This is a genomic window from Streptomyces sp. NPDC001828, assembly GCF_042892175.1.
Classification (GTDB): Bacteria; Actinomycetota; Actinomycetes; order Streptomycetales; family Streptomycetaceae; genus Streptomyces.
Genome location: NZ_JBIATV010000012.1, coordinates 160,058 through 181,431, shown reverse-complemented (window position 1 = coordinate 181,431; position 21,374 = coordinate 160,058). Strand labels below are relative to the sequence as shown.

Genomic DNA, 21,374 nt, shown 5'->3' with positions numbered 1-21,374 from the left:
TCAGTACTCCACGTTCTGGTCGCGGCGGCGGATGACGGTGACCTCGTCGCGCTGGTTTCCGGTCGGGCCGAGGTAGTTGAACGCCCACGTCAACTGGGCGTAGCCGCCCACCAGATGGGTGGGCTTGAGCATGATCCGGGTCAGCGAGTTGTGGATGCCGCCGCGCTTGCCGGTCTTCTGCGTCTTCGGCACGCCGACCGTGCGCTCCTGGGCGTGGTTCATGTAGACGGTGCCGGCGGGCATCTTGTGCGAGACGATCGCGCGGGCGGTGACCACACCGTTGCGGTTGACCGCCTCGATCCAGTCGTTGTCGCGCACGCCGATCGCCTCGGCGTCCTGCGGGGACATCCAGATCGTCTGGCCGCCCCGGCCGAGGGTCATCATGTACAGGTTGTCCTGGTACTGGCTGTGGATCGCCCACTTGTTGTGCGGGGTGAGGTAACGGACCGCGACCTGCTTGCCGTCGGTGGAGCCCAACTCGGGCTCCCCGTACAGGCGGTGCATGTTCAGCGGCGGCTTGTAGACGGGCAGGGCCTCGCCGACCTCGTGGATCCAGTCGTGGTCCAGGAAGAAGTGCTGGCGGCCCGTGAGGGTGTGCCAGGGCTTGAGGTGCTCGGTGTTGACGGTGAACGCGGTGTAGCGCCGTCCGCCGGACTCGCTGCCGGACCACTCCGGCGAGGTGATCACCGGGACGGGCCTGGCCTGGGTGTCCGCGAACGTGATGCGCTTGCCCTCCGCCTCGGCGGCCAGGTGGGCCATGTGCTGCCCGGTCTTCTTCTCCAGGGTCTCGAAACCCTGGGTCGCCAGGCGCCCGTTGGAGGTGCCGGACAGCGAGAGGATCGCCTCGCAGGCGCGCTGGGCGGTGTCCAGGCGCGGCCGCCCCTCGGCGACGCCCGTACGCACCAGGCCGTTCTTCTCACCCAGATACGTGATCTCCTCGGCCACGTCGAAGGTGATCGCCTTCGTGGTGACGCCGAGCTTGTCGACGAGGGGGCCGAGCGCGGTGAACTTCTCGCCGACCGCGCCGTAGTCCCGCTCGACGACGGTCAGGTTGTACATGGTGCGCCCGGGCACCGGCTCGCACTCGCCCTTCGACCAGTCGAGCGCCACGCCGCCGGGCTGGGCCATCTCGCCGCCGGGAGTGTCGTGCTGGAGGGCGGACGCGACCACGTCCCTGCGCACCCCGAGGTGCTCCTTGGCCAGCTCGCCGAAGCGCTCGGCCATCGCCCGGAAGGCGTCGTAATCGGAGCGGGCCTGCCACGGCGGGTCCACGGCCGGGGTGAAGGCGTGCAGGAAGGGGTGCATGTCGGTCGAGGAGAGGTCGTGCTTCTCGTACCAGGTGGCGGCGGGCAGTACGACATCGCTGAGCAGCGTCGTCGACGTCATCCGGAAGTCCATCGCGAGCAGCAGGTCGAGCTTGCCCTCGACGTCCTCCTGGTGCCAGGTCACATCGCGCGGGGCACAACGCGGCCCGTCCTCGGGGAGGTTGGAGTGGGTGCCGAGCAGGTGCTTGAGGAAGTACTCGTTGCCCTTGGAGGACGAGCCGAGGAGATTGGCCCGCCATACGTTCAGGACGCGCGGCCAGTTGCGCGGTGCGTCCGGGTCCTCGCCCGCGAAGCCGAGCCGCCCCGCCTTGAGTTCGTCCACCACGTGCTGGACGGGGTCCTCGGCCTCGCCGAGTTCGAGCGGGTTGCGGTCGAAGGTCGGGTAGGACGGCATCCAGCCCATGCGGGCCGAGGCGGCCAGGCAGTCGGCGCCGGTCATGCCCTCGAAGCGGCCGTCGCCGAGCGGCGAGGCCAGCGCCTCGGTGGGCAGTGTGTCGTAGCGCCACTGGTCGGTGTGCAGGTAGAACCAGCCCGCGCCGATCATGTGCCGGGGCGGCCGGGCCCAGTCGGAGGCGCTCGCCAGGGTCGCCCAGCCGGTGACCGGGCGGCACTTCTCCTGGCCCACGTAGTGCCCCCAGCCGCCGCCGTTGCGGCCCTGGCAGCCGGTCAGGGTCAGCAGCGCGAGGAAGGCCCGGTAGATGGTCTCGGAGTGGAACCAGTGGTTGGTGCCGGCGCCCATCAGGATCATGCAGCGGCCTTCGGACTTCTCCGCCGTGTCCGCGAACTCCCGTGCCACGCGCGCCACTTGGGCCGCCGGTACGGAGGTGAGGGTCTCCTGCCAGCCGGGGGTGCCCGGGGCGTCCGCGTCCTCGTATGAGGCGGGCCACGCGCCGGGCAGACCCGGGCGGCCGACCCCGTACTGGGCCAGCATCAGGTCGTACACCGTGGTGACGGGGCGGCCGCCGACGCGCCGGACCGGGACGCCGCGGCGTACGACGCCGTCGGCGTTCTCGGCGGTCTCCTCGAAGCGGGGCAGCACGACCTCGACGGTCTCGCCGTCGCCCGCACCCCCGCTCTCGCCGAGCAGGGTGAGCCGGGGCACGGTGTCGCCCAGATCCAGGTTCCACTCGGGCGTGGTGCCCCAGCGGTGGCCCAACGTGCCGCCCGGAACGGTGGGTTCACCCGTGACGTCGTCGATGAGCACGGTCTTCCACTGGGCGTTCTCGGTGTCCTCGCCGAGATCGGCGGCCGTGACGAACTTGTGCGGGACGAACCCCTCCTCGGTCTCCTTCAGGGAGACCAGGAAAGGAAGATCGGTGTACTTCCGAACGTAATCCGCGAAGAACGGAGTCTGCCGGTCGACAAAGAATTCCTTGAGGATGACATGGCCCATGGCAAGGGCGAGCGCGCCGTCCGTTCCGGGGTGCGGATGCATCCACTCGTCGGCGAACTTGGTGTTGTCCGCGAAATCCGGGGAGACGGTGACGACCTTCTGGCCGCGATAGCGCGCCTCGGTCATCCAGTGGGCGTCGGGGGTGCGTGTGACGGGGACGTTGGAGCCCCACATCATCAGATAGGCCGCGTCCCACCAGTCACCCGACTCCGGCACGTCCGTCTGGTCGCCGAAGACCTGCGGGGAGGCGACGGGCAGGTCCGCGTACCAGTCGTAGAAGGAGAGCATCGGCGCGCCGATGAGGGAGTGGAAGCGGGCGCCGGCCGCGTGCGAGGCCATCGACATCGCGGGGATGGGGGAGAAGCCGGCGACCCGGTCGGGGCCGTGCTCCTTGATGGTGTGGACGTGGGCGGCCGCGACGATCTCGACGGCCTCCTCCCAGCTCGCCCGCACCAGACCGCCCTTGCCGCGCGCCTTCTGGTACCTGCGGCGCCGCTCGGGATCGCTCTGGACGTCGGCCCAGGCGAGGACCGGGTCGCCCAGGCGCGCCTTGGCCTCGCGGTACATCTTGAGGAGCTCGCCCCGTACGTGCGGGTACCGGACGCGGGTGGGGGAGTAGCTGTACCAGGAGAAGGAGGCGCCGCGCGGGCAGCCGCGCGGCTCGTACTCGGGGCGGTCGGGGCCCACGGAGGGGTAGTCGGTGGCCTGGGTCTCCCAGGTGATGATGCCGTCCTTGACGTACACCTTCCAGCGGCAGGAGCCGGTGCAGTTCACGCCGTGCGTCGAGTACACGACCTTGTCGTGGCTCCACCGGTCCCGGTAGAAGGCCTCGGCCTGGCGGCCGCCGGTGCGGTGCACGGTGCGCAGGTCGTCGGAGACCTCGGCGCGGGTGAAGAAGCTGCCCGCCCGCACGAGTGCGTCGGCAACGCCGCGGTCGCTCTGGTCCTTCTGTTGCGGCTTCTGTTGCAACGGAAACTCCTCCGGCCCGGAAAAAGAATGTGGCGGGCCTTTCCGGACGGGTTGTCGGGAAATGCGGACGCCTCCGGACGGCCACCAACGACCCTACGCCCGCCGTTTCTTGGAACCCGGGGACTTTGGTCCCAGCGGGCGGTGACCTAATTCCGCAAATGTCCCGGGGGTGGCCTGGGAAACTGATTACGGCGCCGGGTGCGTGGGGTGCCTAGTACTTTTGGACATTTTCGGGGAAACGGAAAGGCGGGCCGTCGTGAGCGCGGTGAGCTTCGTGAGCGTGGTGGGCGCGTGAGCCGGAGCCGCTGGCTGCCGAACCAGCACGGGGCGTGGGCGATGCTCGCCGTGCCGTTCCTCGCGGGTACCTTCCTCGGCCACCCGCGCTGGGCGCATCTGCCGCTCCTGGCCGCCTGGCTCCTCGGCTACCTCGCGGTGTACCACGCGCAGCAGTGGCTGCGGCTGACCCGGATCTCGCGCAACCCGAAGGCGCCGCGCCGCCATGTCCGCCCGGCGTGGGTCTTCGGCTCGGCCGCGGCCGCCTTCGGCCTCTGGTCGGCCGCCCCGCGCCCGTGGCTCCTCCTGGCGGCGGCCTGCGCGGCCCCCTTCATCGCGGTCAACTCCCTTTACGCGTACGCCAATCGGGAGCGGGCCCTGCTGAACGGCCTGGCGGCGGTGGTCCCCGCGTGCGGCATGCTGCTCGTGGCGCTGCGCCTCGGGGGCGGCTCGTGGGGCGCCGGCGTGGCCCCCGCGCTGGCCTGCCTGCTGTATTTCGCGGGGACGGTGCCGTACGTGAAGACGATGATCAGGGAGCGGAACTCGGCCGCGTACTACCGGGGTTCGGTGGCGTACCACTCACTGGCGGTGCCGCTGGCGGCCGCCCTTTCCCCTTGGCTCGCGGCCCCCTTCGCGCTCTACCTGCTGCGCGCGGCCCTGCTGCCCGGCCGGGGTCTGAAGGTGGGGGTGGTGGGAGCGGTGGAGGTCCTTTGCTCGCTGGTGCTGCTGGGGGTGGTGCTGGGGGCGTTCTAGGGCCGGCGCGGTCGTTCGGGTACGGCCCGGCGGGGGCGGTTCGCGCGGTTCCCCGCGCCCCTTCGCGGCGCTGCCGTCCGGCGGGGCCCGGCCCTACAACTGGCCCTTGCGCGTGAGGTAGTTGAAGCACAGCCACCCCGGCAGCACGGGCAGCCAGAACGTGAGCAGGCGGTACAGGAGCACCGCCGACGTCGCCGTCTCCGCCGTCATGCCGGCGATCGTCAACGCCGTGGACAGCGCCAGCTCGACCGCGCCGACACCACCCGGCGTCGGCGCCGCCGAGCCGAGCGCGTTGGCCGTCAGGAAGACGACCGCCACGCTCGCGTAGCTCAGCGTGTGCTCGCTCCCCGTACCGAAGGCCCGGATCGACGCGTCGAGGCACATCACGAACACGCCGGTCAGGAGCAGCATCCCGCCGATCCCGGTGATGAGCTTCTGCGGCCGCTGGAGCACGTCCAGCATGCGCGGCACCACACCGGCGAACAGCGAGCGGACCCGGCTGACCACGAACTTCCGCAGGAACGGGACCGCGGTCACGACCAGGATCAGCACGGCCGCCGTGAGCAGACCCGCGATCACCGTGCGGGACGGCGACAGCTCCGAGGTCTGCTCGGTGCCCGTGACGTAACCGAAGATCAGCAGCAGCGAGATGTGCGACGCGAGCCCGAAGAGCTGCGACGCGCCCACGCTCGCCACCGCGAGCCCCGGCCGTACTCCCGCGCGCTGGAGGAACCGCGTGTTGAGGGCGACGCCGCCGACCGCGGCCGGCGCCACCAGCTTCACGAAGGAGCCCGCCACCTGGGCCACCACCGCGCGCCAGAACGGCACCCGCTCCGGCACGAAGCCGAGCAGACTGGCCGCGGCGGCCGGGTAGGAGAGGGCCGAGAAGAGGACGGCCGCCGCCACCCAGCCCCACTGCGCGTTGGCGACCAGATCGCCGAACTTGATGTTGGTGAGCTGCACCAGGAGGAAGTACGCGGCGAAGGCCCCCGCCACGAAGCTGATCAGCGTCTTCATCTTGATGCGCTCGAGACGCACCGGCTCCACCGGAGCCTGCGGGCGGATCAGCAGGACCTGGTGGCGGATCTGGGTGAGCAGATCGTCCTCGTGCGCCTCGTCGAGGGCTTCGTCGATGGCCACCTTCTCGGCCTTCTTCTCCGCCTTGACCGCCTTGCGGTCCTCCACCGCGGGCACCGCCTCGGGGTGCGCGGCGGCCTCCTTGGCGGCGGCGGCCTCCGCGGCCTTCGCCTCCCTGGCCGCGTCCGAGGCCTCCAGGACCGCCTCGCGCTCGCGCTGCGCCTGCTCGCGGCCGAGCCTGCGCAGCGTGGCACGCGTGGAGCGGGGCAGCGCGATGGGCTGGAGCAGCGGGAGGCTGTCGGCGACCGCGTCCGGGCCGAGTACGTCGAGGGCGGAGGCCACCGAGCGCTCGGCGCCGACGCGCAGGCCGAGCGTGGTGAGCAGCTGGGCGATGTCCATCCGCAGCACGATGTCGCCGGCCGCGATCTCGCCGCCGCGCAGATCGGTCACGATCACCCGGCCGGAACGGTCCACCAGGATCGCGTCCCCGGCCAGCCTGCGGTGCGCGATCCGGCGGGACTGGAGCGCCTCGACCTGCCGCCAGGTCTCGCGCAGCAGGTCGTCGGTGATCTCCTTGTCGTCCAGGGAGTCGAGGGAGCGGCCGCCGGTGTGCTCGTACACCAGCATCACGGCGTCCGGGCCGAGCTCGGAAGTGGCGATCAGCTTGGGCGCGTTCGCCCCGGCCGCGATCGCCGCGTACGCGAGAAGAGCCTCCTGCTCCAGGGCCTGTCTGAGGGACTGGATGGAGCGTCGGGTGGTGATGGAGCGCAGGGTGAGGCGGCGCCACACCCGGTAGAAGAAGCCCTGCGCCTGCTGCTCGCGGTCGACGACCGTGACGTCGAGGGGCGGGGCGTCCCGCAGGGTCACCAGATAGCGCCGGCCCCGCTCGCCCTGGTCGAGCGAGTCCGGCACGTCCTCGGCGCGCAGCGCGGTCACCGGGTCGAAGCCGACGTGCCGCAGGCCCGCGAGCAGGGTCTGCCCGGTGGGCCGCACATTGGGGGAGCCGACGGCGTAGAGCGTGCCGTACGCGACGGTCCAGCCGATCAGGATCGTGACGACGATCGAGAACGGGGTGGTCTGCTCGCCGACGAGCACCGCGAAGGAGTTGAGCAGCAGCACCGCCCACAGCGCGACCCGCCACCGGGGTCTGCGGGCCATGCCGACCGCCGTCATATAGGCGATGACCGGGGCGAGATAGCCGTGCACGGGGTCGGTGAGGCCGCCGGAGGCGGACTGCCGGGTCAGCGCCTCGGTGATCGAGCCGGGCGCGGACTTGGCCACCCACAGGTCGGTGGCGAGGGCGACGCCGTGCGCGAGTACGGCGGCGAGCACGCCGTCGGCGATCCGCAGCCCGTCCCGTTTGATCAGCCGCTCGATGGCGAAGGCGACCGGCAGGACGAGCACGGCGATGCTGGAGGCGAGGCCGGCGAGCCGGATCAGGACGTCCGGAGTGCCGGTGGTGCCCTTGGTGATGTCGTCTTCCAGGCCGGACGTGGTGCCGTGGGCGAACGCGGCGATGGCGAGGACGACGGCGATCGCGAGCACACCGGTGAGCAGCCGGAGCAGGTCCGAGGGACGGTGCACGCGCGCGGGCAGCAGCGGTTCGTCCACGGAGACGCGTTCGATGGAGCCGGAGGTGTCGTCGCACAGGGCGTCGCCGTCCGTGCCGCACTCCTTGCGCCCGGACCCGTCGGGCCCCCCGGACCGCTCGGAGGGACCGTCGGGTTCACCGGGTGCGGAGGCCTTGGGGGCGCCGTGGTTTCCGGCGCCCTTCTCGGAGCCTTCGGATCCGGTTCCGGGGCCGGCCTGCGCGCCCGGTGCCCCGTCCTCGTCCGCCGGCCCGGGAGCCTCGGACGAGGCGGGCTGCCGCCCCGTTCCAGGGGTGCTGCTTGCCGCCGCCTCGGGTGGCTGCACGCCCCGCTCCTTCGCTGGCTCGTCCGTCTTGTCTCTGTCTCGTATCACCGCTCACCGCCCGCATGATGGTGGCATGTCCAGAGATCCCAGGGGGGCATCAGGGTGCATTGCCGGGGCGTGCGCTGTGTGAGTTGCGCCCTTTTGTCGCGACGCGACCGCTCCGCGCCCGCGATGGCACGGGTCCGGGGCGACTGTCGGTGGTGTGCGGCAGTATGGAGCGGATGAGCCAGGAGCAGCGGGACCGGGCGGACGAGGCACCGCCCGAGCTTCCCGAGTACGCGGAACGGGTCCTCGACGTCGCCGAGCGGATCCCGCCCGGCCGGGTGATGACCTACGGGGACGTCGCCGAATGGCTCGGCGAGGGCGGCCCGCGCCAGGTCGGCCGCGTCATGGCGCTCTACGGAAGCGCGGTGCCCTGGTGGCGCGTGGTGCGCTCGGACGGCACGCTGCTGCCCGGCCACGAGCTGCGCGCCCTGGAGCACTACCGGGACGAGACCACACCGCTGCGCGAGGCGGGCCGGTCCGCCGAGGGCCATCTGCCGCGGCTCGACATGCGGCGGGCCCGCTGGGACGGCTCCGGCGCGGCGGGCGGACTCGGCGGCGGGGCGGCTCATACCTGACAGCTTCCGCCATCCGGCGTCGCCGGGGGCGGCCTGAGGACCGTACGGATGACTCGCTGCGTTCCGGGCGCGGTTCGGCGTACCGTCGAGGGTCCGCACCGACCGCGCGGGCCCCGTAAGCACCATCACGACCAGCACACCCACCAGGACCGGCGATCCACGTGAGCTCCTCCTCCTCCACCGGGCGTACGGCGTACCAGCAGGTACGCCGGGCGGCCCCCGGCGCGTACCGGCTGGTGCGTACCCTGCCGGATCCGGTGGAGCCCCCTCTCCTTGACGCACCCCAGCGCAGGGTGGTTGACCACCGCTCGGGTCCGCTTCTCGTGCTCGCGGGGCCCGGCACCGGCAAGACCACCACCCTGGTCGAGGCGGTCGCGGCGCGGGTGGCGGCCGGCACGGATCCCGAGCGCGTCCTGGTGCTCACCTTCAGCCGCAAGGCCGCGGTCGAACTCCGCGACCGCATGGCGCTGCGTCTTGGCGCCGGCGCCAAGAGCCCGCAGGCCACCACGTTCCACTCGTACTGCTACGCCCTGGTGCGCGCGCACCAGGACGCCGAGCTGTTCCGCGAGCCGCTGCGCCTGCTGTCCGGCCCCGAACAGGACGTGGCCGTACGCGATCTCCTGGCCGGGCAGATCGACCTCCAGCGCACCGGGCTCGCCCATGCGCGCTGGCCGGACGAACTGCGCGCCTGCCTGACCACGCGCGGCTTCGCCGACGAGGTGCGCGCGGTGCTCGCCCGCAGCCGCGAACTCGGCCTCGGCCCGGACGCGCTCGCCCGCTTCGCCGAGCGCGCGGGCCGCCCGGACTGGAAGGCGGCCTCCGCCTTCCTCGCCGAGTACCTCGACGTCCTCGACCTCCAGGGCGTCCTGGACTACGCGGAACTCGTACACCGCGCGGTGCTGCTCGCCGAGCGCATCGAGCTGCCCTCCTACGACGCCGTGTTCGTCGACGAGTACCAGGACACCGACCCGGCCCAGGTGCGGCTGCTGCGGGCACTCGCGGGGGGTGGGCGCACCCTGGTCGCCTTCGGCGACCCGGACCAGTCGATCTACACCTTCCGGGGCGCCGACATCAACGGCATCCTCGACTTCCCCGACACCTTCGCCCGCCGGGACGGGAGCCCGGCGCCCGTCGAGGTGCTCACCACCTCGCGCCGCTCCGGCACCGCGCTCCTGGACGCGACCCGGCTGCTCACCCGCCGCATGCCGCTGCCGAGGCTGCCCGTCGAGCAGGTCCGCGCGCACCGCGAGCTGCGGCCCACCCGCACGGGCGGCCGGGTCGAGACGTACACGTACCCCACGGTCTCGACCGAGCTGGACAACATCGCCGACCTGCTGCGCCGCGCCCACCTCGAAGAGGGCGTGCCCTGGCAGGAGATGGCGGTCCTCGTCCGCGCCGGCACCCGCACGATCCCGGCACTGCGCCGCGCCCTGACGACGGCGGGCATCCCCGTGGACACCTCCGGCGCGGACACCCCACTGCGACACGAGCCCGCGGCCGGGCCGCTGCTCGCGGCGCTGCGGGTGGTGGCGGAGGCCGCCGCGAAGGAGGGCGTCCCTGCGACGGAGGCTGCCCCGACGGAGGCCGCCCTCGCGACGGGAGCCGCTCCCTCGGGGGAAGCCGCTCCCTGGCCCTCGGGGGAAGCCGCCCGCAATGCCTCCGCCCCGGTCAGTCTCGTCCACCCCCGAAGGGGCTCGGCGAGCCCGGTGAACCCCCCTGCGGCGGCCCCCGCCTGGCTCGACCCCGAGACCGCGCACACGTTGCTCACCTCGCCGCTCGGCGGCATGGACACCGCCGACCTGCGGCGCCTCGGCAGGGCTCTGCGCGACGAGGAGCGGGCCGCGGGCACCCGCGTCCCGGCCCCCTCCGACGTGCTGCTCGCCCGCGCGCTCGCCGAGCCCGAACGGCTCGTCGCGCACGACCCCTCCTACGCCCGTGGCGCCCAGCGCCTCGGCACCCTGCTGCGCAAGGCGCGCGAACTCCTGGCGGGGGGCGGCACCGCGGCCGAGGCGCTGTGGGAGCTGTGGAACGGCACGCCCTGGCCGCAGCGCCTGGAGCGCGCGGCGCTGCGCGGCGGGGCGGGCGGCCGGGCCGCCGACCGCGACCTCGACGCGGTGTGCGCCTTGTTCGACACGGCGGCCCGGGCCGAGGAGCGCACCGGCGGCCGGGGCGCGCTCAACTTCCTCGAAGAGGTCGACGCGCAGGACATAGCGGCCGACACCCTGACCCGCCGGGCCGCCCGCCCGGACGCCGTACGCGTCATGACCGCCCACCGCTCCAAGGGCCTGGAGTGGAGCCTGGTCGTGGTCGCCGGGGTGCAGGAAGGGCTCTGGCCCGACCTGCGCCGCCGGGGTTCGCTCCTCGAAGCCGACCGGATCGGGCGGGACGGCCTGGCCGAACCGCTCACCCCGGGCGCGCTGCTCGCCGAGGAACGACGCCTCTTCTACGTCGCGGCCACCCGCGCCCGCGACCGCCTGGTGGTCACCGCCGTCAAGGCGCCGGCGGACGACGGCGACCAGCCGTCGCGCTTCCTCACCGAGCTCGGCGTCGAGCCCCGCGACACCACGGGCCGCCCCCGCCGTCCGCTCGCGGTGGCCGCGCTCGTCGCCGAGCTGCGCGCCACCACCGTCGACCCCGCGGCCTCCGACGCGCTGCGCGAGGCCGCCGCCGAACGCCTGGGCCGCCTTGCCGCGCTCGCCGACGACGAGGGCCAGCCGCTGGTCCCGGCGGCGCACCCGCACCGCTGGTGGGGCCTGCACGAGCCGACCCGCTCCGAGGTCCCGCTCCGCGACCGGGAGCTGCCCATCGCCCTGTCCGGCAGCGCCCTGGACCAGTTGGCCAACACCTGCGCGCTGCAGTGGTTCCTGGGCCGCGAAGTGAAGGCGGACGCGCCCGCGACGGCCGCCCAGGGCTTCGGCAACGTCGTCCACGTACTCGCCGACGAGGTCGCCTCCGGCCGTACGCCGGCCGACCTGGCCGTCCTGATGGAACGCCTCGACTCCGTCTGGGACGCGCTCGCCTTCGACGCGCCGTGGAAGTCCGTCCAGGAGAAGCAGAACGCGCGAGCCGCCCTGGAACGCTTCCTCCAGTGGCACACCCTGGACCGTGCGGGCCGCACCCCGGTCGCCACGGAACACGGCTTCGACGTGACCCTGGAGGCGGGGGAGTACGAGGTCCGCATCCGAGGTTCCATGGACCGCGTCGAGAAGGACGTCGAGGGCCGCGCGTACGTGGTCGACTTCAAGACCGGCAAGCAGCCGCCCACCGCCGCGGAGGTCGCGGCCCACCCGCAGCTGGCCGTCTACCAGCTGGCGGTCAGGGAGGGCGCCCTGGACGAGGCCTTCGACGGCCACCGGCCCGACCCCGCCGGAGCCGAACTGGTCCACCTGCGCCAGGCCGCCCCCAAACGCGAGGGCGGCGACGCCTACCCCAAGGTCCAGTCCCAGCAGCCCCTTGAGGGCGAGTGGGTGGGCGACCTCCTGGCCACGGCGGCGGGCAAGGTCCTGGACGAACAGTTCACCCCGACGCCGGGAACGCACTGCACGCACTGCACCTTCAGAGCGTCGTGCACGGCACAGCCGGAGGGGCGGCAGGTGGTGGAGTAAGGGCCCGCCCCTGGGCGCTGCCGAGCGGGTCCCGGCGAACACCACCCCCGAGCGGGGTCCGGGGCGGAGCCCCGAAGGGGGTGCAGGGGGCGAAGCCCCCGCGGGGCTCCGGGGGTGGAGCCCCCGGGAAACACCCTTCCCTTCCCCCCACCCCCGGAGGGTTTCGGGAAGGGGCGGGGAGGGGCACAGCCCGCCGCAGGCGACGCCCCCACAAATCCCCCATTGTCAGCACCCCCCACTACCCTTCCTGACGTGCCCACCCACCTCAGCGACCCCGAGCAGCTCAAAGAGCTCCTCGGCATCCCGTTCACCCCGGAGCAGACGGCCTGCATCACCGCGCCGCCCGCCCCGCAGGTCATCGTGGCCGGAGCCGGTTCCGGGAAGACGACCGTCATGGCGGCCCGGGTCGTGTGGCTGGTGGGCACCGGCCAGGTCGCGCCCGAGCAGGTCCTGGGCCTGACCTTCACCAACAAGGCGGCGGGCGAGCTCGCCGAGCGCGTGCGCACCGCGCTGATCCGGGCCGGCATCACCGACCCGGACGCCCCGGAGCCGGAGCAGGGCGAGCCCGGGATCTCCACGTACCACGCCTTCGCGGGCAGGCTCCTGACCGACCACGGCCTGCGCATAGGCCTCGAGCCCACCTCGCGGCTGCTCGCCGACGCCACCCGCTTCCAGCTCGCCGCCCGGGTGCTCCGCGAGGCCCCGGGGCCGTACCCGACGCTGACCAAGTCGTTCGCCTCCCTGGTCAGCGACCTGCTCGCGCTCGACGCCGAGCTGGCCGAACACCTCGTACGCCCGGAGCGCCTGGCCGCGTACGACCACGAGCTGCTGCGCACCCTGGAGGGCGCCAAGCTCAGCAACGCCGAGCTGCGCAAGGTGCCCGAGGCCGCCGCCGCCCGGCTGGAACTGCTCGACCTGACCACCCGCTACCGGGCCGCCAAGAAGAGCCGCGACCTGCTGGACTTCGGCGACCAGATCGCGCTGTCCGCCGAGCTCGCGCTCACCCACCCCGAGGTCGGCCGGATCCTGCGCGAGGAGTTCAAGGTGGTGCTCCTCGACGAGTACCAGGACACCTCCGTCGCCCAGCGCCGCCTGCTCGCCGCGCTCTTCGGCGGCGGCACCGGACACGCGGTGACCGCCGTCGGCGACCCCTGCCAGGCCATCTACGGCTGGCGCGGCGCCTCGGTCGCCAACCTCGACGACTTCCCCCGCCACTTCCCGTACGCCGACGGCCGCCCCGCCACGCGTTTCGCGCTCTCCGAGAACCGCCGCAGCGGCGGCCGCCTCCTCGACCTCGCCAACTCCCTTGCCGCGCCGCTGCGTTCGATGCACGAAGGGGTCGAGGCGCTGCGCCCGGCCCCCGGCGCCGAGCGGGACGGCAGCGTCCGCATCGCGCTGCTCGACACCCACCAGGAGGAGATCGAGTGGCTCGCCGACTCGGTCGCGCACCTCGTCCGCACCGGCAAGGCGCCCGGCGACATCGCCGTCCTGTGTCGCACGGCGGGCGACTTCCCGCAGATCCAGGGCGCGTTGGTGGCCCGGGACATCCCGGTCGAGGTAGTCGGGCTCTCCGGCCTGCTGCACCTGCCGGAGGTCGCCGACCTCGTGGCGGTCTGCGAAGTCCTCCAGGACCCGGGCGCCAACGCCCCGCTGGTACGCGTCCTGACCGGCCCGCGCTGGCGCATCGGCCCCCGCGACCTGGCGCTGCTGGGCCGGCGCGCGCGTGACCTCGTGCGGCGCGTCCGGGCCGGTTCCGACGACCCCGACCAGCGCCTGGCCGACGCCGTCGAAGGGGTCGACCCGGCCGAGGTGATCTCGCTCGCCGACGCCCTGGACACCTTCCTCGAAGGCGCCGAGGACGACGGCCTGCCCTTCTCCGCCGAGGCCCGCGTCCGCTTCGCCCGCCTCGCCGCCGAGCTGCGCGACCTGCGCCGCTCTCTCGCCGATCCGCTGATGGACGTACTGCACCGCGTCCTGAACGTCACCGGCCTCGAAGTCGAACTCTCGGCGTCCCCGCACGCGTTGGCGGCACGCCGCCGCGAGACGCTCTCCGGCTTCCTCGACATAGCGGCGAGTTTCGCGGCCCTCGACGGCGAGGCCTCGCTCCTCGCCTTCCTCGGCTTCCTGCGCACCGCGGCGCAGTACGAGAAGGGCCTGGACAACGCGCTGCCCGGCGGCGAGAACACGGTGAAGGTCCTCACCGCGCACAAGTCCAAGGGCCTGGAGTGGGACGTCGTCGCGGTCCCCGGCCTGGTGACCGGGACGTTCCCCTCCACCCAGTCGAGGGAGGCCTGGACCGCCCAGGCGAAGGTCCTCCCGCACGCGCTGCGCGGCGACGCCCCGACGCTGCCCGTCGTCGAGGAGTGGGACGCGAAGGGCCTCAAGTCCTTCAAGGAGGCGATGAAGGACCACCAGCACACGGAGGAACTCCGCCTGGGATACGTCACGTTCACCCGCCCCCGCACCCTCCTGCTCGGCTCCGGCCACTGGTGGGGCCCGAGCCAGAAGAAGCCCCGCGGCCCCTCCGACTTCCTGCACGCGCTGTACGAACACTGCGCGGCGGGCCACGGCGAGATCGAGGCGTGGGCGGACGAACCGGCCGAGGACGCCGAGAATCCGGCCCTCCACGAGTCCGCGACCACCCACGCCTGGCCCCTCCCGCTCGACCCCGAGTCCCTGTCCCGCCGCCGCGCCGCGGCCGAGCGGGTCCTGGCCCACCTGGCGACGGCCGCGCCCCTCGACGACGTAACGCCCTCCTCTTACAAGGGCGTCGGTCAGGACGTGACGCCCCCCTCTTATGAGGCTTATGAGGACGCGGCTTACGAGGGCGCTCCCCATGACGACGAGGGGTACGCGGCCGCGCCCCATGAGGGTGACGGCTACGAGGGCGCTCCCTACGAGGACGCTCCCTACGAGGACGAGCCTTACGGGGAAGGCGAGTTCGGCGACCCCGGGGACCTCGCCCTCGACGACTGGGACCTGCTCCCCACGGAGCGCCCGGCCACCACCCCGCCCCCCGCCGCCGAGTTCGAGCCCGCCGCCTTCGAGTCCGCCGAGCAGGGTGAGCCCGCCGAGCACACCCGCACGGCGCCACCCCGTACCGAATCCGGCGCCCGGGGCCACGCTCCGGCCGAGGCGCCCGTCGCCATCCCCGCTCCGCGCCTGACGCCCGAGGACCGCCGCACCCTGCACTCCTGGGACCGCGACCTGGAGGCGCTCACCACCGAGCTCCGCCGGGCCCGCGCCACCACCCGCGAGGTCGAGGTGCCCGCCTCGCTCACCGCTTCCGAGCTGCTGAGCCTGGCCGCCGACCCCGACGCCTTCGCCCGGGACCTCGCCCGTCCCATGCCGCGCCGCCCGCAGCCGGCCGCCCGCCGGGGCACCCGCTTCCACGCCTGGGTGGAGTCCCGCTTCGACGAGCTGCCGCTGCCCATGCTCGGCCCCGACGAGCTGCCCGGAGCCGACGACAACGAGGCCGACATCGCCGACGAGCGCGACCTGACCGCCCTCAAGGAGGCCTTCGAGCGCACCCCGTACGCGGTCCGCACCCCGTTCCGCACCGAGGCCCCCATCCAGCTGACGCTCGCGGGCCGGGTGATCAGGGGCCGGATCGACGCCGTCTACAAGGACGGCGACGGCGCCCTCGCCACGTACGAGATCGTCGACTGGAAGACCGGCAGGCAGGCCACCGCCGACCCCCTTCAGCTGGCCGTCTACCGGGTCGCCTGGGCCGAGCAGCTGGGCGTCCCGCCGGAGTCGGTGACGGCCGCGTTCGTGTACGTACGCACAGGTGAGACGGTCCGCCCGGCCCGCCTGCCGGGCCGGGCCGAGCTGGAGGCGATCCTGCTCGGGCAGCGTCCGCAGGACGGACCGGCGGACCGGCCACCGCCACCGGCCGGATAGGCTCAAGGGCATGAGCGAGACCCCGGACAGCGCCGTCCAGACCGCCACCGCAGTGGTGCGCGCGTACATCGAGCAGCACCGCGCCGCCTTCCTCGGCGACCTCGCGGAGTGGCTGCGCATCCCGTCCGTGTCGGCCCAGCCCGACCACGACGCCGACGTCCGCCGCAGCGCGGACTGGCTCGCCGCCAAGCTCCGCGAGACCGGCTTCCCGGTCGCCGAGATCCTGGACACCCCGGGCGCCCCCGCCGTCTACGCCGAGTGGCCCTCGGGCGTGCCGGGCGCACCCACCGTCCTGGTCTACGGCCACCACGACGTCCAGCCCGCGGCCCGCGAGGACGGCTGGGACACCGAGCCGTTCGAGCCGGTGATCGCCGAGGGGCGGATGTACGGACGCGGCGCCGCCGACGACAAGGGCCAGGTGTTCTTCCACACCCTCGGCGTCCGCGCGCACCTCGCCGCCACCGGCCGCACCGCCCCCGCCGTCAACCTCAAGCTCCTGATCGAGGGCGAGGAGGAGTCCGGTTCGCCGCACTTCCGCGCCCTCGTCGAGGAGCACGCCGAGCGCCTCGCGGCCGACGCCGTGATCGTCTCCGACACCGGCATGTGGTCCGAGGACACCCCCACCGTGTGCACCGGCATGCGCGGCCTCGCCGAGTGCGAGATCCAGCTGTACGGGCCCGGCCAGGACATCCACTCCGGCTCCTTCGGCGGCGCGGTACCCAACCCGGCGACGGCCGTGGCCCGCCTGGTCGCGGCCCTGCACGACGCCGACCAGCGCGTGACCGTCCCCGGCTTCTACGACGGCATCGTCGAGCTGACGGAGGCCGAGCGGGTGCTCTTCGCGGAGCTGCCCTTCGACGAGGCCGAGTGGCTGCGCACCGCGAAGTCGCGGGCGACCCGCGGCGAGGCCGGGTTCTCCACCCTGGAGCGGATCTGGGCCCGCCCGACGGCCGAGGTCAACGGCATCGGCGGGGGTTACCAGGGCCCCGGCGGCAAGACGATCATCCCTTCGTCGGCGATGGTGAAGCTGTCCTTCCGTCTGGTCGCGGGCCAGGACCCGCAGCACATCGAGAAGATCGTCACCGACTGGGCCGCCGGGCAGGTTCCCGCCGGGATCCGGCACGAGATCACCTGGAGCGCGGCCACCCGGCCGTGCCTCACCCCGCTCGACCACCCGGCACTCCAGGCCGTAGTGCGCTCGATGGGCCGGGCCTTCGGCACGAAGGTCCGGCTCACCCGCGAGGGAGGCTCAGGACCCGCCGCCGACCTCCAGGACGTGCTGGCGGCGCCCGTGCTCTTCCTGGGGATCTCGGTCCCCTCCGACGGCTGGCACGCGCCCAACGAGAAGGTCGAGCTCGACCTCCTGTTCAAGGGCGTCGAGGCGACGGCCCATCTGTGGAGCGACCTCGCCGCCACCACAGCCTGAGCCGCCGGCCCCGGCCACCGGCCGACACGAATCGCTGAACACACCATCCACCCGGGGGAGTTGGAAGCACCTGTGAGCACCACCAGCAGTGAAGCCTTCACGGACCGGCCGATCGGGCTCGCCACGCCCATCGGCCTGACCGAGCCGAGCGGCATCGACCGAGCGGCCCACCACCGCCTCGACGAGGCCTGGCTGGCGGCCGCCTGGAGCCATCCGACCACCCGGGTCTTCGTGGTCTCCGGCGGCCAGGTCCTGATCGACGAGTCCGCGGACGAGGCGGACGGGCGCACCGAACTCGTGATGACCCCGGCCTTCGAGGCCCCGGTCACCGAGACGCACCGCTACTTCCTGGGCACCGACGAGGACGGCGTCAGCTACTTCGCCCTCCAGAAGGACGCCCTGCCCGGACGCATGGACCAGTCGGCCCGGCCCGCCGGGCTGCGCGAGGCCGGCCTGCTGCTCTCGGCCCGTGACGCGAGCCTGATGACGCACGCGGTCGCCCTGGAGAACTGGCAGCGCCTGCACCGCTTCTGCTCCCGCTGCGGCGAGCGCACCGTGATCGCGGCGGCCGGCCACATCCGCCGCTGCCCGGTCTGCGGCGCCGAGCACTACCCGCGCACCGACCCGGCCGTGATCATGCTGGTCACCGACGACCAGGACCGGGCACTGCTCGGCCGCCAGGTCCACTGGCCCGAGGGCCGCTTCTCCACCCTGGCGGGCTTCGTCGAGCCCGGCGAGTCCATCGAGCAGTCGGTGCGCCGCGAGGTCTTCGAGGAGGCCGGCGTCACCGTCGGCCCGGTCGAGTACGTGGCGAGCCAGCCCTGGCCGTTCCCGTCCAGCCTGATGCTCGGCTTCATGGCGAAGGCCACCTCGTCCGAGATCAACGTGGACGGCGAGGAGATCCACGAGGCGCGCTGGTTCTCCCGCGAGGACCTGGCGGCCGCCTTCGAGTCCGGCGAGGTCCTGCCCCCGTACGGCATCTCGATCGCGGCCCGCCTCATCGAGCTCTGGTACGGCAAGCCCCTGCCGAAGCCGACGCACTGACACCCGGGCCGCGTCCGCGTCCGGCCGTGCGAGAGGCCCCCGTCCACAGGTGGACGGGGGCCTCTCGCATCGCGGGGCGAGCGCTCGCCCCGCAGCTCGCCTCAGACGCCGATCTTCTGCTTGACCTGCGCGAGGGACGGGTTGGTGAGCGTCGAACCGTCGTCGAAGAGCACGGTCGGCACGGTCTGTAGACTTCCCTCCTAGCGAGGGCGGCCAGTCACGGCTTCCCCATGTCCGGGAGGGGAGATCCGTGGACGAGAAGCCCAGGGCTCTTGGCGTGATCCGTCTGTCTGTCGGAAACGAGAACCAGACCGGGGAGGAGACGCAGCGCACCCGCATCGCCAAGCGGGTGGACGCGGAGGAGATGGAGCTCGTCGACTTCGCCGTCGACATCGACGTGTCGGCGTCCATCTCGCCGTGGATGCGTCCGTCCCTGGGGGACTGGCTCAACAACAAGCGGGACCAGTTCGACCACATCGTCATCCTGAAGATCGACCGCATCGCGCGGTCGGTCCGTCACCTCTCGGACGTCATCGAGTGGTGCGAGGCGAACGGCAAGGGGCTCATCTCCTGCGAGGAGGGGTTCGACCTCTCCAAGCCCTGGGGCAAGACGATTGCCAAGATTCTGGCCGTGGTCGCCGAGGCCGAGTTGGACGCTATCAAGGCCCGCAACAAGGCTTCCCGGGAAACGATGCGGAGGACTGGACGCTGGCCTGGTGGCCTCGTCCCGTTCGGCCGCAGAGCGGTCAAGGGAGACGACGGCTTCACTCTGGAACTGGACCCGGAGTACGGCCCCGTCCTCGTCGAGATGATCCGCCGGTTCATCAAGAAGCCGAGCTTCTCGGCTGTGGCCGACTGGCTCAACGATGAAGGCGTGCACACGGCTCAGGACATCGCTCGCATTCGTGCGGCAGCAGGGGAGAGCACGACTCGCCTTGCTGCCCCCAAGCCGCGCGGCAGCCGGTGGACGGCGACCACAGTCCAAGCCGTACTCACCAGCCGGTCTCTTCTGGGGGAGTACATCCGTGCCAACGGCACGGTAGTGCGCAGCGACGACGGCACTCCCGTCATGCGGTCGGAGCCTGTGCTGAATGAGGAGGAGTGGGCGACCCTGGCGGAGGCCGTCGCGTCGGTCAAGTACAAGAAGCAGAAGGGCTCTACCTCCCCGACGGTGGGCATCTCGTTCTGCATGTCGTGCGGCAGCCCGATCTACTACGTCAAGGGAGACCCGGCTAAGAGCAAGCGCGACCGGTACCGCTGCCACGGCAACAAGAGCAAGGGCATCAAGGTGTGCCCAAAGCAGACCTTCTTGGCTGATGATCTCTACCCGTGGTTGGAGTCGACGCTCCTGGGGGAGATCGGACACCTGGAGCGGATGGAGTCCAGCACGACCATCGACGACAGTCGCGCGGCGAAGCTTGCCGTCATCGACGGCAAGATGAACCAACTCCTCAAGGAGTTGCAGGAGGGCGAGATCAGCGCCGTCGTGTACTCCTCGCGCGTCGCCGACCTTGCGCAGGATCGCGAGAAAGTCACCAGCCAGGACGGGCCGAAGCCAGTCACGGTATGGACCGGTACGGGCGAGAGCTACGCCGAGTGGTGGGAGCGATCCAGCGTGGATGAACGGCGCGAGTTCCTGAAGAAGCATGGGGTGAAGGCGTACTTCCGCACTGACGTACTGGCCGTCGACCCGGGGGACTTGATCGACAACCTTCGGGTGCAGGGCACGCGCCAGATTGAGGCCCACACCGCGCCGTCGCAGATTGTGGAGCCGCTCGAAACGTTCGTTCTTCCTGGAGGGAAGCCAGTGGCGAAGCCGCCGACGCTGACCGGTGCGGAGTCCGAGATCGTCAGTAGCTGGGAGGACTTTGAGCAGCGCCGCCGCGTAGCCACAGGCGGATGCTGAACGGCCTTGCAACCCCCGGTCTGGGATCTTCTCAGGCCGGGGGTTCGCCGTGCCCCAGGGGCGCGCCTGCGGCTTTGACCTGCCTGCTTTATGCGGGCCCGATCCGGGGCGCCTGTACGATGCCTGCCAGGTCGCCGCCGTCGCTCCCGACTGCACGAGACCGAGTCCGGGCCCGAGGCCCTGGGCCACACCTGTGAAGAGAGACCGTCCAGTCATGGCCGGTCCACCCCCGCGAAGAAAGGGAGGCACATGTCCCGCCGTCCGGCGGGGGGCACTGGCGCACCCGTATGCGCCGCACAGGGAAGGAGCCACAACCAGTGGCTATCAGCTTCGGCCATGACCGCCCGTGGGGCGGAGTCTCTCAGCGTGAGTACCGGCGCATGGCGCAGGATCCCGGACACATCCTGACCTACCGCGTGCACTTCGCCGCCATCGGTTGGGCCGACCGCCAGGGACACGCGGCCTTCGCCCCCGGCAAGCTGGCCGCACTGCTCAGCAAGAAAGGGCAACCCTTGTCCGACCAGAGCACGACCGGCGCGATAACGCGGGCGAAGCAACTCGGCCTTGTCTCCCCGCGATCCGGCGCCGCTTGCCTTGTCCTGCCGTCGCATCTCTTCCAGAAGGGCAAGGGCGCTCCTGTCCCATGCCGACTGCACCTTGATCGGTGACTACATGCCGGACGTGTAGTCAGCACATGCCATGCGTGTACTGGCGCCAGCCGTGACCTGCGGAAACGTTCGCGTCCTCTCTTATCTGTTTGGGGTAAGTCCAGTGCGGCCCCGCAGGGGCCGACAGAAGGAAGACGCTTCGGCCACCGGCAAGGACAAGCAGGGCGCGGCAGCGCCCCACCTACGTAAGTCGCAACGGCGGAAGAGTCAGCAGGAAAGGGCGGCCATCCGGCCGCCACGGAGCGAAGACGCTTCGACAGTGTGGCCCCGCAGGGGCCGACATCGGGAAGGGCAGGAAGCCAACAGGTGGGGCGCTGCCGCGCCCCCATAGAGCGAAGACGTCAGGGCGGGGGCACTTCCCCTTGGGGCCGCTACGCGGCCACAGAACGAAGACACCTACGCCAAGCCTCGTAAGCCTCACTCTCATGCAGGCTCACGCCGCCGGCTGGAGCCTCACTATTGCCTTGACCTGCGGGTTTTCCCTTCGGCTTTTCTCCG

The 21,374-nt window shown here is 72.2% G+C and carries 10 protein-coding genes and 1 pseudogene; 8 read left to right on the top strand and 3 right to left on the bottom strand.

Annotation, left to right across the window (positions count from 1 at the left end):
* Nucleotides 1-3,687, bottom strand: a complete 3,687-nt coding sequence (locus ACFYZA_RS29605; protein ID WP_388493685.1) for a nitrate reductase subunit alpha — start codon at nucleotides 3,685-3,687, stop codon at nucleotides 1-3.
* 291 nt (nucleotides 3,688-3,978) lie between these two features.
* On the opposite strand from ACFYZA_RS29605, the gene ACFYZA_RS29600 reads away from it, so the two are divergent.
* A complete protein-coding gene (locus tag ACFYZA_RS29600; RefSeq protein ID WP_388493683.1) occupies nucleotides 3,979-4,713 on the top strand; it encodes a YwiC-like family protein in 735 nt (244 codons plus the stop codon).
* A 93-nt stretch (nucleotides 4,714-4,806) separates the two neighbouring features.
* Here ACFYZA_RS29600 and ACFYZA_RS29595 read toward each other — a convergent pair whose 3' ends face one another.
* Entirely contained in the window at nucleotides 4,807-7,704 is a 2,898-nt protein-coding gene (locus ACFYZA_RS29595) for a lysylphosphatidylglycerol synthase domain-containing protein (protein ID WP_388493682.1), read from the bottom strand.
* Nucleotides 7,705-7,925: 221 nt separating this feature from the next.
* Between ACFYZA_RS29595 and ACFYZA_RS29590 the strand changes: the two genes are divergently transcribed.
* The 5 genes from ACFYZA_RS29590 to nudC all read left to right on the top strand — a co-directional run bounded on the left by ACFYZA_RS29590 (nucleotide 7,926) and on the right by nudC (nucleotide 18,302).
* Entirely contained in the window at nucleotides 7,926-8,324 is a 399-nt protein-coding gene (locus ACFYZA_RS29590) for an MGMT family protein (RefSeq protein WP_382598333.1), read from the top strand.
* Between the two features lie 161 nt (nucleotides 8,325-8,485).
* Nucleotides 8,486-11,929 carry an ATP-dependent helicase gene (locus ACFYZA_RS29585; protein WP_388493681.1) on the top strand — a complete coding sequence of 1,148 codons (3,444 nt, stop codon included), beginning with the start codon at nucleotides 8,486-8,488 and terminating at the stop codon, nucleotides 11,927-11,929.
* A 252-nt stretch (nucleotides 11,930-12,181) separates the two neighbouring features.
* Entirely contained in the window at nucleotides 12,182-15,832 is a 3,651-nt protein-coding gene (locus ACFYZA_RS29580; protein WP_388493679.1) for a UvrD-helicase domain-containing protein, read from the top strand.
* A gap of 10 nt (nucleotides 15,833-15,842) precedes the next feature.
* Complete coding sequence (locus ACFYZA_RS29575; protein WP_388493678.1) at nucleotides 15,843-17,258, top strand: dipeptidase; 1,416 nt, start codon at nucleotides 15,843-15,845, stop codon at nucleotides 17,256-17,258.
* Between the two features lie 72 nt (nucleotides 17,259-17,330).
* On the top strand, nucleotides 17,331-18,302 hold the full coding sequence (gene nudC, locus ACFYZA_RS29570; RefSeq protein ID WP_388493676.1) for an NAD(+) diphosphatase: 972 nt from the start codon (nucleotides 17,331-17,333) through the stop codon (nucleotides 18,300-18,302).
* Nucleotides 18,303-18,403: 101 nt separating this feature from the next.
* Here nudC and ACFYZA_RS29565 read toward each other — a convergent pair.
* Nucleotides 18,404-18,499: pseudogene (locus ACFYZA_RS29565) on the bottom strand (NrdH-redoxin); the annotation flags it as partial.
* Between the two features lie 53 nt (nucleotides 18,500-18,552).
* Here ACFYZA_RS29565 and ACFYZA_RS29560 point away from each other — a divergent pair.
* Both ACFYZA_RS29560 and ACFYZA_RS29555 read left to right on the top strand, forming a co-directional pair.
* Nucleotides 18,553-20,208, top strand: a complete 1,656-nt coding sequence (locus ACFYZA_RS29560; RefSeq protein ID WP_388493673.1) for a recombinase family protein — start codon at nucleotides 18,553-18,555, stop codon at nucleotides 20,206-20,208.
* Nucleotides 20,209-20,525: 317 nt separating this feature from the next.
* Nucleotides 20,526-20,876, top strand: a complete 351-nt coding sequence (locus ACFYZA_RS29555; protein ID WP_388493671.1) for a hypothetical protein — start codon at nucleotides 20,526-20,528, stop codon at nucleotides 20,874-20,876.
* The last annotated feature ends 498 nt before the right edge of the window (nucleotides 20,877-21,374 follow it).

Coding starts and splice junctions, on each gene's coding strand:
- ACFYZA_RS29590 (WP_382598333.1), top strand. CDS start 7,926: ATGAGCCAGGAGCAGCGGGACCGGGCGGACGAGGCACCGCCCGAGCTT.
- ACFYZA_RS29575 (WP_388493678.1), top strand. CDS start 15,843: ATGAGCGAGACCCCGGACAGCGCCGTCCAGACCGCCACCGCAGTGGTG.